Below are 12,706 nucleotides of genomic sequence, written 5' to 3' on the forward strand. Positions count from 1 at the left end.
TTTTCCGCGGCTGAAGCAGCCGCCCTCAGCTCCGCTCCACGATCCGTAGGACACGCCTAGGCCAGTTCGAGCCCGACGTGCGCGTCGGTATCACCGAGTCGCTGACTCAGGGCGAGTACGGAACCCTGGGGTCCCTGATCTTCCGCGAAGATGACCGTGGCGTGTGGGTCGAGGCGCAGGTCCAACGCCGGGGCATTGCCACCCTCTGGACATGTCGCCGGGGACGTTGGTGAAGCCAGTCCGCCTCCGGCGCTGTCGCCCATCGCACCGATCCGGCTCGGGTCGACAACCAGCTCGCCGGCGTGCTCGTGCGGCCAGCGCAAAGCGGTGCACCCGTCCCCCACCGCTGCGGGGAAAGGATGTTCGGGAGCCCGGCGGTAATTCTCAGCACAGCCGGCGGCGGGGCAGGCGTGGCGATGCAGGCCGTGAACATGGTCGGAAAGACAGCCACAGCCATCGACGGGCGCTACTCGGCGAGAGGCTACGTCGGAGGCGCCGCGATCGGCGGACGGGAATGGAGCCAGTCATCTGCGAACAAGGAGGGAGGCAAGCGTGGAGAACCTCGATACCAGTTGTACGTCCTGGTGCCGCCGGGCACAGGGCGCACGGCCGCCGGCCTTCCCGGCGTGCGCGTTCTCGGCGACGGCTTCCAGCTCTTGGTGTCCGCCGGCCAGCACGGCAGCCCCGTGGCGCACTGGGTCAGACCACCGCGCGAGACCCCTCCGCCACTGATCCGCCTTGACCGACTCAACCACCATCTGCGAGCCCTGGTCCGCGACCCCCAGAAGGCGGCCACCTCATGAGCAGCACCCGTTACGTCCTGTACGACCCGGAGGGCCCCCTACGCGGCAGAACTCCAGCCCGATCGCATGGTGCCCGAGCAGGTGGTGCGTTCGGCGCTGGCGTGGCACTCCCCGCTGGATGTGCCGGCCGGTGACGTCGCCCGGGTCGGCCTGCTGCTCGCTGGAGTGGCACGGGTGGTCGCCGACGAGGTGCGCGCCCAAGCGGACGGCTTCCTGAGGACGACGCCCGCCGGCTGTTCGCCGAGCTGATCCTGCGGAAAGCCGACGGCCGATTGTCGCAGCCGTGCACAAGCCGGAATTGGGTGCGGAACCGGGCCCGGCCGGCCCGCGCACTGTACGAACGCCTCGACCGGCTCAAGGCGGCTATCAATCTGCGGGATCCGCCCCCGTGATGGGTGCGGTATCCCGAATCGTGCCATCGCACGGCGAACTCGTCCGCCGCATCTTGGATCATGCCATGCGTGCGAATGGTGCGTCTGCGGGAGGCGAGGCGGGGGCGGGTGTCAGCTGAGCTCGAACGAACTCGCCCGGTCAAAGCAACCGACCTGGGTAAGGTCCCAGTGCTTGTGGATCCACTGGTCCCCGCACTCACCTTGGTAATTGATGTTGGACGAGAACCAGACGTCGCAATGGGCGCCGGTTTCGGTCGACACCGAACTGACCCGGTCGTTCCACCCGCTCGGCATGGACGCGAACCTGAAGTCCTTGTCGCCCAGGGTGGCCGTGCAGTCGCGGGAGACGTAGACGTCGTGAGTCGCGCCCGCTGAATTGTAGTTGACCCAGTCGTAGAACCTCGCCACCCACACGGAGGCGGCTCCGGCGTACTCGTCGGCCTGCTCCAGGGTGGCGAAGCACCTCGGGGCGCTGCCGTCCAGGACCGCAGAGCAGTGCTGGTTGGAGGCGGTCAGACCGGCCGAACCGGGTGGGGCGGCTTCCGCGGCACCGGCAGCCCACAAACTCGTCGCCACTGTCAGACAGAACGTCATCCCGATCTTCGTCACCGCTCGGCGAGTACGCATCAAGGGCTTCTCTTCTCGTGAGATCAGGCCGGGTTTGCGAATAGTGCGTTTGGTTTTCCCTCGGTCCCACTGGCTCAGTCTGGCAGCTCCTGGGGCGCGCCGCTACGCCCTTTGCATAAGAACGACGCAAATCCTCATCTTGCGCGTGACTTTCGCACGCGTGAGCGCTCCAGTAGTACTTCGCTATCTGACCAGGCCGAACCACTGTTGAGGTGCCGGGCCTCGAAACCCCCGGCGTCGCGCCACTTGCAGAAGCGGTTGTGCACGGTGGGCCGGCGCCGAACTCGGCTGGCATTTCCCGCCACTTCCTCACCTCGCGCTTTCATGAAGCGGGCTTTCCGGCAGGCGGTCAGGAAAGCAGACGGCCGCCAAGTCGTCTCCCAGGCCGGGGCGGTCCTGCTCGTCGAGACGGCCCGTAAGATCGGTTCTGACGCGGCGATATCCGCGGCGCTGTCGCCGTGGCGGAAGCCGCGTGCCGTGCACGATCCGGGCAAGGTCCTCCTGGACGTCGCGCTGGCGGTCGCCCTCCCAACAGTTGCCCGGGCTCCGCCCAATGTGCCCGGATCCAGAAGGTGGCCACCGCATGAACCCGAGCCGGTCACGCTCGGGCCGGCTGCCGCATCTTTGCCGGGATCAGGTGGTCACCAGGAGCCGCCGCCTCCGCCGCCACTGCCTCCGCCGACATCTCCGCTGCTGCCGCTGCCGAATCCCCCGCCGCCGCCGCTGCCGAATCCCCCGCCGCCGCCGCTGCTGTTGCTGCTGGAGGAGGGCGGCGGAACGGTGGACGCCGCGGAGGCAGTGATCAGGCCCAGGGCGAAGCCGGGGAAGAATCCAGAGGTGAGGGTTGAGCGGTGTTGGGGTGCGGCCGTCGATTCGGCCACCGCCCTGTCCCACGCGTGTGCCGCATCCAGTGCCACCGCCCACGCGGTGTACAACTCCAGGCGTGCCGCGTCCAGGGGTTCACCCCCGAACAGGGCGGGTGGGTCGGCGAGGTAGCGCTGGAACGCCTGAGTCCGCAGTCGCAGATCGGTGCCGCGAGGGCTGCGCATGTGCAGTTCCCAGGAGCGCAACCACAGCGCCAGCCCGACGCCCACGGCGAACAGACCCAACAGGAGAACGGTCCGGCCGGACGCGTGCCGGCCACCGTCGAGCCAGGTGCCGACGGCCGTCGTGACGAACCCGAGCACAGTGGCGGCGATGCCGACGGGGCGTCCGAGGCGGGCACGGTTCGCGGCCGCCTCGTCCCACAGATCGCTGGTTCCCCGCCAGACCGTCAGCTCGCGGCGCAGGAGCTGCCAGCCCGCCCTGAACTGGGTGTCGCGCAGACCCAGAGTGACCGAGTCACGCCCCGCGAAGATCGTGTCGAGGACCGAGCGGGCGATCGAAGCGTCCACCGAGCCTGCCGGATCGTCCGGTGCGTCGGCCGTCTCGCGCCGCCGGAGGACGGGATTCTGCGCCGTCCCTCCAACAGTGATGCGCCCCTCGATCGTCATGCTCAGGAGCCAGGCCACCTGGTGGTGACTCTCCACGCGTTCGGCGAGCAGGATTCCGCCCTGCGCCGGAGACAGACCCTCCGGGGGCACCGCAGACGACAGGGGCGGGGCGGCGGAGCGGCGGGCGAAGCCGCGTCGTGTCCGGCCGGGCGGGCCGCCGGGCCGTTCTTGAGCGGTGCGGTCGCGGCCCAGCAGGCGCAGCAGTCCGACCGCCGCGGCGGCGCACAGTGCCGTGAGACAAGACGCGAACAGGGCCACGCGCAGTGGGCTTTGCACCGTCGTGCCGACGGCCTTGGCGCCGGAGGGCGGCGCGGGCAGCGTCTGCGGCACCCCACTCAGTTTCCGGCCGCCGGAGGCGTAGAGAGTGATGCCTTCGTGACCTTCGAGCCTGTCGAGGGTGATATCCAGTCGGCCCGGCCCGTCCGGGCGGGCGGTGCAGAGATTCTCGGAGCCGTCCGTGCCTCGCACGCAGCGTGCACCGGTGAGGTTGTAGGGGGCCACGACGTGGATCCGCACATGGGAGCGGTCGACCTGCCATCCGGTGCCCACCGCGTTCCAAGCGATCTTGCCCTTCTGCACCACGTCACTGAGCGTGTACTGGATGCGGTAGCGGTGCACGCCGGTCACGGAGTCATCGGGATTCCCCACTTTGATCCGGGTGGCGATCTCCCGCTGCCCGTCCGGCTTCTCGTAACGGTCGCCGACGTCCAGTTCCCATGGAGTGCGGGCGCCGTCCATGGTGACGCTCACCTCGGCGCTGTCCGCGTTGTAGGGCAGGTCCGGCAGGTCACGGTAAATGCCGTGCCTGGTGGTGCGGGGCGCCCCGAAGTCGTAATCGATGACCTCGGTGACGCGCATGCCGCCGTCGGCGGCTATCTCGGCGCCCACCCATAGTGTGTTGACGCGCTCCACGTTTCCTCGGAAGAGGGCGACGACACCGCCGAGCAGCAGGACTGCGAAGAAGATCGCGACCCAGGTGCCCCGTCTGCGTCTGGCGGTCTGGCGCATTCCAGCCGACGGTCTCTTGTCCTTCGCAGTATTCAAGGCGGTACCCCCACGTCAGGAAGGCTCCCCAGCCTCCGCGAAGATCCTATACCGGGGCAGGCCACCGGGTCTGGCGTCGCAACCACGCGGCCGGCGGTGCCCGGCCGGCCCCCGCCCGCTCCACCCGGCCGGCGTGGCGCTCAGGGCTCCCGGCTCGGTTCGCGTCGGAAAGGCGGTGGGCTACCAAGGCATCGTTGCCCAGACACCGGGCACCGCAGTGGGGCGGCCCTTCGCTGAAGGGACCGCCCCATCGTCGATCACTCGGGAGACCGGGATCCTGCCTCGTGCAGCACAACGATTCCGTCCGGGCACCGCACGTCCCCGCCCCGAATCCAATGACGTGCAGAACTTGTCGGCTTCCCCCAGCGCGCCCCTCGGCGATGTCGTGGCCGCCGCCGGCGCAGGCTCGGCGACGGCCGTGGGGCGTGCGCGTCAGGCGTAGTGGTGGATGGTGCCGTGCAGTGCGGGGTCGGTGCCGTCGCAGCGCAGCGTGAAGGTGGCGGCGAATACCTTGATGGCGCCGTCGTCGTCCCGTGTCAGCCGGGTGAAGGACAGGTCGCCGGTGACGGTGCGGACGCAGCCGTAGGCGGACACGTTGATGAAGACGCCCGCGACGTCATCACTGCTGGAGAACGCGATGGGATAGGTGCGGCCCGCCTCGAATCGCTCGCCCGTCGGCGGTTCCAGCGACATTGGGCGCACCGCCCGCGAACACCACCTCACCACGTCGTCACGTCGTCACGGTCCGCTCGGCGGAGAAGCCGCCCCAGGTGCCGTCGGGAAGCTTGGCCCGGAGCCGTACCCGCTGGGTGACACCGGCCTTCTCACCCGCGTAGAAGCTGTACTCGGCCCGGCCGCGCGGCGCGTCGCCGCCGTAGACGAGCGAGGTGGCCGGCCGCCTGTCGAGCTGGATCTGGTACTCGGTCACCACCCCGTCCGTGCGCGGCGGCGTCCAGCTCAGGTCGATGTGGTACGCCCCGTCGGCGCGGTGGGTGCCGGCCCGCAGGCCGGTGGGCGCGGTGGCGCGGCCGTCGTCCGTGCCCGGCGTGGTCACCCGCACGGCGGCGCCGGGCGGGGAGACGTTGCCGGCCGCGTCCCGGGCGCGGACCGTGAAGGAGTAGCGGGTACCGGGCCGCAACCCGGTGACCACGGCCGCCGTCTGGCCCCCGCCCACGCTGTGGATCTTCGTATCGCCCTGGTGGATGTCGTACGACACCACGCCCCGGTCGTCGCGCGCCGCCGACCAGGACAACTGGACGGCACGGCCGCCCGCGGGCCGGCCCCGGGTGTCCGACGGGCGGGTCGGCGCCGAGCGGTCGGCCGCAGCGGCGGCGGGCGTTCTCGCCCGGACCTCCTGGCTGCGCGGCCCCCGGCGTCCGTCGGCGTCCCGGGCGAGCACGGTGAAGGCGTACGTGGTCGACGGCGCGAGCCGGACCACGTCCACCATGCGCGTGGAGCCCGGCACGTCGCTCACCTTGGTACGCCCGCGGTACACCTCGTACCCCTCGGCCCCGTCGATCGCGTTCCACATGACGTGCACGGTGCTCGCGCTCCCCGCCGCCGCGGTGACGCCCGTCGGGGCGCCGGGCAGCGGACCCTCGGCGCCCGGGTCACCGGTGCCCCAGCCGCAGGAGGCGACCAGGGCCACCGCCGCGCAGAGCAGGGCGGCGCGGCGCGGACGGGCGCGGACGGCGGGAGCGAGGACGGCTGGCACGGCACTGCCTCCCGGAAAGGGGCGAACGGCGGACGCTAATGGTCCGGACCAATATGACGCCGCCGGTGTGCTCACTTCAAGAGGGAGTGCGGGGAGCCCGTTCCCGACCACCCGGACGCGTTACGTATGCTGAACCGTACGACGGCCCAACCCTCCCTTTTCAGAGGGAAGTTCGGCCGACGGCGCGGACCGCTGTCGTCGCTGATCCCGCGTCGGTGAGGGCGCCCGGGCTCCGAACGGGCCCGGGCCGCCCGGCTTCCCGTGCCGCCCGCAGGGGCGCCCGTGCACCTTCTGGCCCCCCATCGGTGGCCGCCCCGCCGGACCGGCCCCAGATTGGCCTGAGTACCCGTCAGCTCCCCCGTCGGCGTCTCTCAGGAGGTCCCATGGTGCGTGTCCAGTCGTTGACGCTCGTCGCGGCCAGTGCCGCGCTGCTCGCCCCGACGACCCTCCCCGGCGCTCCGCCCCCGCCGGACCGCCGGGCCCAGCCGCAGGCGAGCGCGCACGCCGGTGCCCACTCCCATCCGAGGGTCCGGCCGTCCGCCGGGCCGGGACCCGGGGCATCCCCCGTGCGCGCGGGCGGCGGCGCCGTCGGCGCCGCCGAACTCCTGGCGAAGGTCCGCGACTGCGCCCCCGTGTCGAAGGGCCACTACCGCAGCGACGCCGGGACACCGGCCGACATCCCCGTGTGCGGGACGTCCGACGCCGTGTTCTGGCAGGCCGACCTGGACGTCGACTGCGACGGACAGGCCGGCGCGCACTGCAACAGCCGTACCGACCCGGCCTTCTCCGCCGCCACCGCCTTCACCGGCTCCGACGGCCGCCCGCTGAACGCCGAGACGCTGCCGTACATCGTCGTCCCCGCCCCGAGCGACCGGTGGGACCACAGGGCGGACGGGGTGCGCGGCGGTTCGGTCGCGGCCGTCGTGCACGAGGACCGCGTGCGGTACGCGGTCGTCGGCGACATCGGTCCCCGGGACATCATCGGCGAGGGCTCCTACGCCCTCGCGGAGGAACTCGGCATCCGGCCCGACCCGCGGGCCGGGGGAGTGCCCTCCGGCGTCACGTACCTCGTCTTCAAGGACAGCCGCGTCGAGCCGATCGAGGACCGGCAGGCGGCCCGGGAGGCCGGTGAACGACTGGCCCGGCAGTTCGTCGACACCGCACCGGACCCGGCCCCGTCCACCGCCTCCTGACGACCGGTCAGACGGCGGCCCAGCCGTCGTCGACGGGCAGGATCGCGCCGTTGATGTTGCTCGCGGCGTCCGAGGCGAGGAACACGATGGCCGCGGCCTGCTCCTCGGGCCGCGAGACGCGCCCGAGGTTCACGAAGTGCGGGCGGAGCGTCGACGGCCCGTGCGCGGCCTGGTCGGCCTCCACCGAGATGGCGGTCGCCGTGCCGCCCGGGCAGATGGCGTTGGCGCGGATGCCCTGCTTGCGGTACATCACGGCGAGGTTCTTCGTCAGCCCCACCACGCCGTGCTTGGAGGCGGTGTACGCGGCCCCCGCGGCGCTGCCGCGCAGGCCGGCCTCGGAGGCGGTGTTCACTATGGCGCCCCGGCCCGCCGCCAGCATGTGCGGCAGCACCGCGCGGGTGAGCAGGAACGGGGCGGTCAGGTTGACCCGCAGCACCCGCTCCCACTCGGCGTCGCTCACGTCCGCGAGCGCCGACATCCGGTCCATGATCCCGGCGTTGTTCACCAGGACCTCCACCCCGCCGAACCGCTCCACCGCCGTCGCCGTCACCCGGTCGACGACCGCCTGCTCGCTCAGGTCTCCGGCGACGGCCACCGCGGTGCCGCCCGCCCCCTCGATCTCGTCGACGACCGCCGCCGCGCCCTCGGCGTCGAGGTCCGCCACGACCACGCGGTCACCCTGCGCCGCGAAGGCCAGGGCGGTGGCGCGCCCGATACCCGAACCCGCCCCCGTGACGATCACACTGCGTCCGCCGGCCATGTGGTGCTCCTTTTACGCGTCCCGCGGGGCACCGAGCCCCGCCTGTCTGCACCTTACGACTTAATGTCGTCCAGCGACAAAAAATCGGCGGGCGGTCCGGTGGGGGAGAATCCCGGCAGGCGATCACCGGCTCGGGAGGAACACGCACATGACCGCAGGCCGCGGACGGACGGGGAGACCGCCGCTGAGCGAGCAGCGCAAGGCGGAGATCCGGCTGGAGATCGCCCATGCCGCCGTGGACCTCTTCGTCACCCAAGGAGTCGCGGCCACCACCGGTGAACAGATCGGCCGGGCGGTCGGCGTCTCGGCGCGGACCGTGTGGCGCTACTTCCCGAGCAAGGAGAGCTGTGTACGTCCGCTGCTCGCGGCCGGCGTCGAACTGATCGCCGCCGCGCTGCGCGCTTGGCACCCCGGCCAGTCCCTCGCCGAGGCCCTCGACTTCGAACGGGAGGTCACCGAGGACGACGGTCCGCTCACCGGCCTCGAACAGGCGAGCGTCGGCGCGCTGGTGCGGCTGACCCGCACCGAACCGGGTCTGCGCGCGATCTGGCTCCAGACCTACGACGAGGCCGAGCCCGCGTTCGCCCGCGCCCTCGCCGAGCGCGCGGGGCTGCCCCCGGACGACCTGCGCCCGGCGATCCAGGCGGCGATGTTCAACGCGGCACTGCGCGCGGCGGTCGAACACCACGCCTGGCACACCGCGGGCACACCCGCCGGTCCCGAGGCGGCGAGGACCGCACTGGCGGCGAACCTGCGCACGGCCCTCACCGTCGCCATGACGGGCCTCACCTGACGGGTCTCACCTGACGGGTCTCACCTGACGGGTCTCAGCTCACGGGTCTCACCCGACGGGCCGCTCGCGAGCCCGAGGCCCCGGTCGGTGGACGCGGCGAGCCCGGCGGTCCCGGCAAGCGCGGCGGTCCGGCGGTCCCGGCAGCCGACAGCCCAGACAGTCCCAACAGCCCCGGCGGTCCCGGCCACCCCCTCGCCTCAGGTCTTCCGATAGGTGTACGCCTCCATGGCCGCAGCCTCCACGGTCGGGAGGTCCGCGCCGGTGGCCGCCGTGACGACGGCCGCCACCGCGCCCTCCAGGAACGGGGCGTCCACGAGGCGCGTGTCCGGGGGCAGCTCGTCCCCTTCCGCGAGCAGTGCCTTCACGGTGAGCACCGCGCTGCCGAGGTCGGTGAGGACGGCGACCCCCGCGCCCCGGTCGACGGCGGCCGCGGCCGTCGCCACCAGTTCGGAACTGGTGCCGAACCCACCGTCCGCGGTACCGCCCGCGGCCGCGACGAGCACGCCGGCGCCCCCGCCCGCCAGCGCTCTCGTCAGCTCGGCCACCGACGCGGCCACCTCCGCGCTGTGCGACACCAGCACGATCCCGACCCGCCCGTCGTCACTCACCGGCGGCCTCCGCGAGGGCGCTGATCAGCAGCGCCGACGAGGCGGCACCGGGATCCTGATGGCCGATGCTCCGCTCACCGAGATAGCTCGCCCGGCCCTTGCGGGCCCGCAACGGCACGGTCGCGACGGCACCGGCCTGTGCGGCGGACCGGGCCGCGGCGAACGAGTCGCCGAGCGCGTCCACCGCGGGGACCAGCGCGTCGATCATGGTCTTGTCGCCGGGTGCCGCTCCGCCGAGGGCCCGGACCGCCTCCACGCCGGTGCGCAGCGCCTCGGCCAACTGCTCCGCGCTCACCTCGGGCCCGTCCCCGAGCGCCTTGCCGGTGCGGCGCAGCAGCGTGCCGTACAGCGGCCCGGAGGCGCCGCCGACGGTGGAGATGAGCTGTCGCCCGGCCAGCGTCAGTACGGCTCCGGGCGTGCCGGGCGCCTCCTTCTCCAGCACCTCCCGCACGGCCGTGAAACCGCGCTTGAGGTTGCTGCCGTGGTCGGCGTCGCCGATCGGCGAGTCCAGGGCGGTGAGCTGTGCTGCCTCGCGGTCGACCGACGCGGCGGCCGCGGTCATCCAACGGCGGAAGAATTCGGCGTCGAGCACGGGATCTCCTTGACTGGTAGGTACCTCGTGTTCCATTCCCCGTACGCCCTCACATGCCCCACCTCAGGCCCGGCGTCCGCACCGGCGCGTCCCACAGGCGCAGCACCTCCTCGTCGACCTGGCACAGGGTCACCGAGGCGCCTGCCATGTCGAGGGAGGTGACGTAGTTGCCGACGAGGACGCGGGCGACGGCGACACCCCGCGCCGCGAGTACCCGCTGCACCTCGCCGTGGAAGCCGTACAGCTCCAGCAGGGGCGTCGCGCCCATGCCGTTGACCAGCAGCAGGACGGGGTTGCGGGGCTGGAAGTCCGCCAGGATCGCGTCGACGGCGGCCTCGGCGATCTCGCCCGAGGTCATCATGGCGCGCCGCTCGCGGCCGGGTTCGCCGTGGATGCCGATGCCCAGTTCCAGTTCACCGGCGGGCAGGTCGAAGGTGGGGCTGCCCTTGGCGGGCGTGGTGCAGGCGCTCAGCGCGACACCGAAGCTGCGGGAGTTCTCGTTGATCCGACTCGCGAGGGCCGCCACCCGTTCCAGCGGCTGCCCCTCCTCCGCCGCGGCGCCCGCGATCTTCTCCACGAACAGGGTCGCCCCGGTGCCGCGCCGCCCGGCCGTGTAGAGGCTGTCGGTCACCGCCACGTCGTCGTCGATGAGCACCTTGGCCACCTGGATGCCCTCGTCCTCGGCGAGTTCGGCGGCCATGTCGAAGTTGAGGACGTCGCCGGTGTAGTTCTTCACCACGAACAGCACCCCGGCCCCACTGTCCACGGCGGCCGCCGCCCGCACCATCTGGTCCGGCACGGGCGAGGTGAACACCTCACCCGGACAGGCCGCCGACAGCATCCCCGGCCCCACGAACCCCCCGTGCAACGGCTCGTGCCCCGAGCCCCCGCCGGACACCAGGGCGACCTTCCCGGCCACGGGGGCGTCCCGCCGTACGACCACCCGGTTCTCGACGTCCACCGTCAGCTCGGGATGCGCGGCGGCCATCCCGCGCAGCGCGTCCGCGACGACGGTCTCGGCAACGTTGATGAGCATCCTCATGGGTATCTCCTCGCAAGATCAGCCGGCGGCTCCGACGGTACTGACGCTGACCCGGCACCGACTTCGGTGACGACTCGTCAGGCGGTGTCACGTCCCTCCTCGGCGTGCGGGCAACGGCTTCCACAGGGCAGTATCGGCCTTGCTGCCGCGAAGGTCACGCGAGCGGTACCCGCGCCGCCCGCACCGCGGTGACCCCCCGTGTCACCTTCACCGGAAGAGGTGGTGCGGCACACCACTCGGGCCGGGCACGACCTCCAGGTGGAACCGGTCCAGCAGCTCATCGGGGGACTCCCAGAGCCGCGGTCCGGCCCGATGATCGTGACCGAACGGCCGCTCCGGACCGCGGGCGCCTGGCTCTCCTCCTTCGGAGCGGACCGGGCCCGCCCAGTACCCGCGTACGGAGCGACAGCGCGACGAGCACCGCGCCTCACGGCCGGCCGGCAGTGGTGTCACCAACGGGACACGCCCACCTCACGGCAGGTGGCCGGCCAGTTCGAGGAGTCCGGAAGCGGAGGAGCCGCCGGGGGGCCGGCGGTTCTCGGCGCACGAGTGGACCGCGCGCAGCAAGGTCTCGTTGACGGGTGTGGGTACGCCGTGCAGGCGGCCCAGGAGGACGATCTCGCCGTTGATGTAGTCCGCTTCGACCGAGCCGGTGCGCCGGGTCAGGCTCTGCCAGGCCGAGCCCAGTGACCATTCCCCGTCCGGGACCGGCTGCGGTTCCACCTTGCCCTGGCGTAGCTGGGCCATTTCGGTGGGGTCGGCGTGGTCGATCCCGGCCGCTCGCAGCACCGCGACTCCCTCGGCCCCGGCGCGTTCGACCAGGGCGGTGACGGCGGTGTCGTCGTGCACCGGACCGCAGAGGGCTTCCACGGTCTGGATCAGGTTGCTCAGGAGCTTGCCGTACTTCCAGCGCATCACATCGGGTACGACCGGCGCCAGGAACTTCGAGTCCTCCAGGTCCGCGGCGATCCGGCGGAGCAACTCGTCCTCCCCGGCGGGGACGCCGCCGCCGAGGGGGAGCGGCGAAGGGTACGGGCCGAGGATCAGCGTTCCTGTGTAGGGGCCGCACTTCGCGGTGACCGCGCCCGGTCGCAGGAAGGCGGCGGGCAGCACCACGCACACGCCGTGGACCCGGCGGAAACGGCGCAGTGCCTGCCGCTCGTTCTCGACGCCGTTCTGTGCGCAGAGCACCGGCAGCGACGCGCCCGCCGTGCTGCCGTCGGCGACGGGGCGTCCGGTCCACGCCTCCAGCGCCGCCGCGCTGTGCTGGGTCTTCACGGCCAGCACGAGGACGTCGTCGGGGCGCAGGCCGACGGCGTCCGGACCGTCGGCCAGCGGCACGGACAGATGCCGGGTGCCCTCGGGGGTGGTGAACCTCAGCCCGTCCGCGCGCAGCGCCTGGAGATGGGCGCCGCGGGCCACCAGGACGACATCGTGGCCGTTCTCGAAGAGCCGTCCGCCGATCGAGCCTCCGATGGCCCCGGCTCCGATGACGATGTAACGCATCGTGTTCCTCACTCCTTCGGCGGCGGGCCGGACCCCGCCGGCATGCCGTCGGTGATCCGTGATCCGTGATCCGTGATCCGTGATCCGTGATCCGTGATCCGCGTGGCCGGTCCCGCTCACCCACGCGTCGCTCCCGCTG

Annotated in this window: 13 protein-coding genes and 2 pseudogenes; 4 read left to right on the forward strand and 11 right to left on the reverse strand. The window is 72.2% G+C overall.

Annotated elements, in window-relative coordinates; translation table 11 throughout:
- Nucleotides 1-56 precede the first annotated feature (56 nt).
- A complete protein-coding gene (locus ABEB00_RS08155; protein WP_345618511.1) occupies nucleotides 57-524 on the reverse strand; it encodes an alpha/beta hydrolase fold domain-containing protein in 468 nt (155 codons plus the stop codon).
- Between the two features lie 345 nt (nucleotides 525-869).
- Between ABEB00_RS08155 and ABEB00_RS08160 the strand changes: the two genes are divergently transcribed.
- Entirely contained in the window at nucleotides 870-1,052 is a 183-nt protein-coding gene (locus tag ABEB00_RS08160; protein ID WP_345618354.1) for a hypothetical protein, read from the forward strand.
- Between the two features lie 254 nt (nucleotides 1,053-1,306).
- Here ABEB00_RS08160 and ABEB00_RS08165 read toward each other — a convergent pair whose 3' ends face one another.
- A complete protein-coding gene (locus tag ABEB00_RS08165; protein WP_345618355.1) occupies nucleotides 1,307-1,804 on the reverse strand; it encodes a hypothetical protein in 498 nt (165 codons plus the stop codon).
- 342 nt (nucleotides 1,805-2,146) lie between these two features.
- Here ABEB00_RS08165 and ABEB00_RS08170 point away from each other — a divergent pair.
- Nucleotides 2,147-2,354, forward strand: a pseudogene (locus tag ABEB00_RS08170) (transposase); the annotation flags it as partial.
- A 109-nt stretch (nucleotides 2,355-2,463) separates the two neighbouring features.
- Here the strand turns inward: ABEB00_RS08170 and ABEB00_RS08175 are convergent.
- The 3 genes from ABEB00_RS08175 to ABEB00_RS08185 all read right to left on the reverse strand — a co-directional run bounded on the left by ABEB00_RS08175 (nucleotide 2,464) and on the right by ABEB00_RS08185 (nucleotide 6,073).
- On the reverse strand, nucleotides 2,464-4,323 hold the full coding sequence (locus ABEB00_RS08175) for a DUF2207 domain-containing protein (RefSeq protein ID WP_345618357.1): 1,860 nt from the start codon (nucleotides 4,321-4,323) through the stop codon (nucleotides 2,464-2,466).
- 468 nt (nucleotides 4,324-4,791) lie between these two features.
- Entirely contained in the window at nucleotides 4,792-5,052 is a 261-nt protein-coding gene (locus ABEB00_RS08180) for a hypothetical protein (protein ID WP_345618358.1), read from the reverse strand.
- Nucleotides 5,053-5,089: 37 nt separating this feature from the next.
- Nucleotides 5,090-6,073: a fibronectin type III domain-containing protein gene (locus ABEB00_RS08185; protein WP_345618360.1), complete on the reverse strand. Its 984-nt coding sequence runs from the start codon at nucleotides 6,071-6,073 to the stop codon at nucleotides 5,090-5,092.
- Nucleotides 6,074-6,459: 386 nt separating this feature from the next.
- Between ABEB00_RS08185 and ABEB00_RS08190 the strand changes: the two genes are divergently transcribed.
- Entirely contained in the window at nucleotides 6,460-7,266 is an 807-nt protein-coding gene (locus ABEB00_RS08190) for a glycoside hydrolase family 75 protein (RefSeq protein ID WP_345618512.1), read from the forward strand.
- Between the two features lie 7 nt (nucleotides 7,267-7,273).
- Here the strand turns inward: ABEB00_RS08190 and ABEB00_RS08195 are convergent, their stop codons facing one another.
- Nucleotides 7,274-8,026 (reverse strand): SDR family NAD(P)-dependent oxidoreductase, encoded by a 753-nt coding sequence (locus tag ABEB00_RS08195; RefSeq protein WP_345618361.1) that lies wholly within the window; start codon nucleotides 8,024-8,026, stop codon nucleotides 7,274-7,276.
- A 148-nt stretch (nucleotides 8,027-8,174) separates the two neighbouring features.
- Between ABEB00_RS08195 and ABEB00_RS08200 the strand changes: the two genes are divergently transcribed.
- Complete coding sequence (locus ABEB00_RS08200) at nucleotides 8,175-8,819, forward strand: TetR/AcrR family transcriptional regulator (RefSeq protein ID WP_345618362.1); 645 nt, start codon at nucleotides 8,175-8,177, stop codon at nucleotides 8,817-8,819.
- Between the two features lie 197 nt (nucleotides 8,820-9,016).
- Here the strand turns inward: ABEB00_RS08200 and ABEB00_RS08205 are convergent, their stop codons facing one another.
- From ABEB00_RS08205 to ABEB00_RS08225, 5 genes and pseudogenes are all read right to left on the reverse strand, one after another.
- Nucleotides 9,017-9,427 (reverse strand): PTS-dependent dihydroxyacetone kinase phosphotransferase subunit DhaM, encoded by a 411-nt coding sequence (locus tag ABEB00_RS08205; protein ID WP_345618364.1) that lies wholly within the window; start codon nucleotides 9,425-9,427, stop codon nucleotides 9,017-9,019.
- Complete coding sequence (gene dhaL / locus ABEB00_RS08210; RefSeq protein WP_345618365.1) at nucleotides 9,420-10,019, reverse strand: dihydroxyacetone kinase subunit DhaL; 600 nt, start codon at nucleotides 10,017-10,019, stop codon at nucleotides 9,420-9,422. Before dhaL ends, ABEB00_RS08205 begins: the two co-directional genes overlap by 8 nt.
- Nucleotides 10,020-10,068: 49 nt before the next feature.
- The gene (gene dhaK / locus ABEB00_RS08215; RefSeq protein WP_345618366.1) at nucleotides 10,069-11,061 is read right to left on the reverse strand and encodes a dihydroxyacetone kinase subunit DhaK; all 993 of its coding nucleotides are present in this window, start codon (nucleotides 11,059-11,061) and stop codon (nucleotides 10,069-10,071) included.
- A gap of 207 nt (nucleotides 11,062-11,268) precedes the next feature.
- Nucleotides 11,269-11,370, reverse strand: a pseudogene (locus ABEB00_RS08220) (dihydrofolate reductase family protein); the annotation flags it as partial.
- A gap of 162 nt (nucleotides 11,371-11,532) precedes the next feature.
- A complete protein-coding gene (locus tag ABEB00_RS08225) occupies nucleotides 11,533-12,567 on the reverse strand; it encodes a ketopantoate reductase family protein (RefSeq protein ID WP_345618367.1) in 1,035 nt (344 codons plus the stop codon).
- Nucleotides 12,568-12,706: the final 139 nt, after the last annotated feature.

The organism is Streptomyces ziwulingensis (genome assembly GCF_039542605.1).
In the GTDB taxonomy this organism is placed as follows: Bacteria; Actinomycetota; Actinomycetes; order Streptomycetales; family Streptomycetaceae; genus Streptomyces; species Streptomyces ziwulingensis.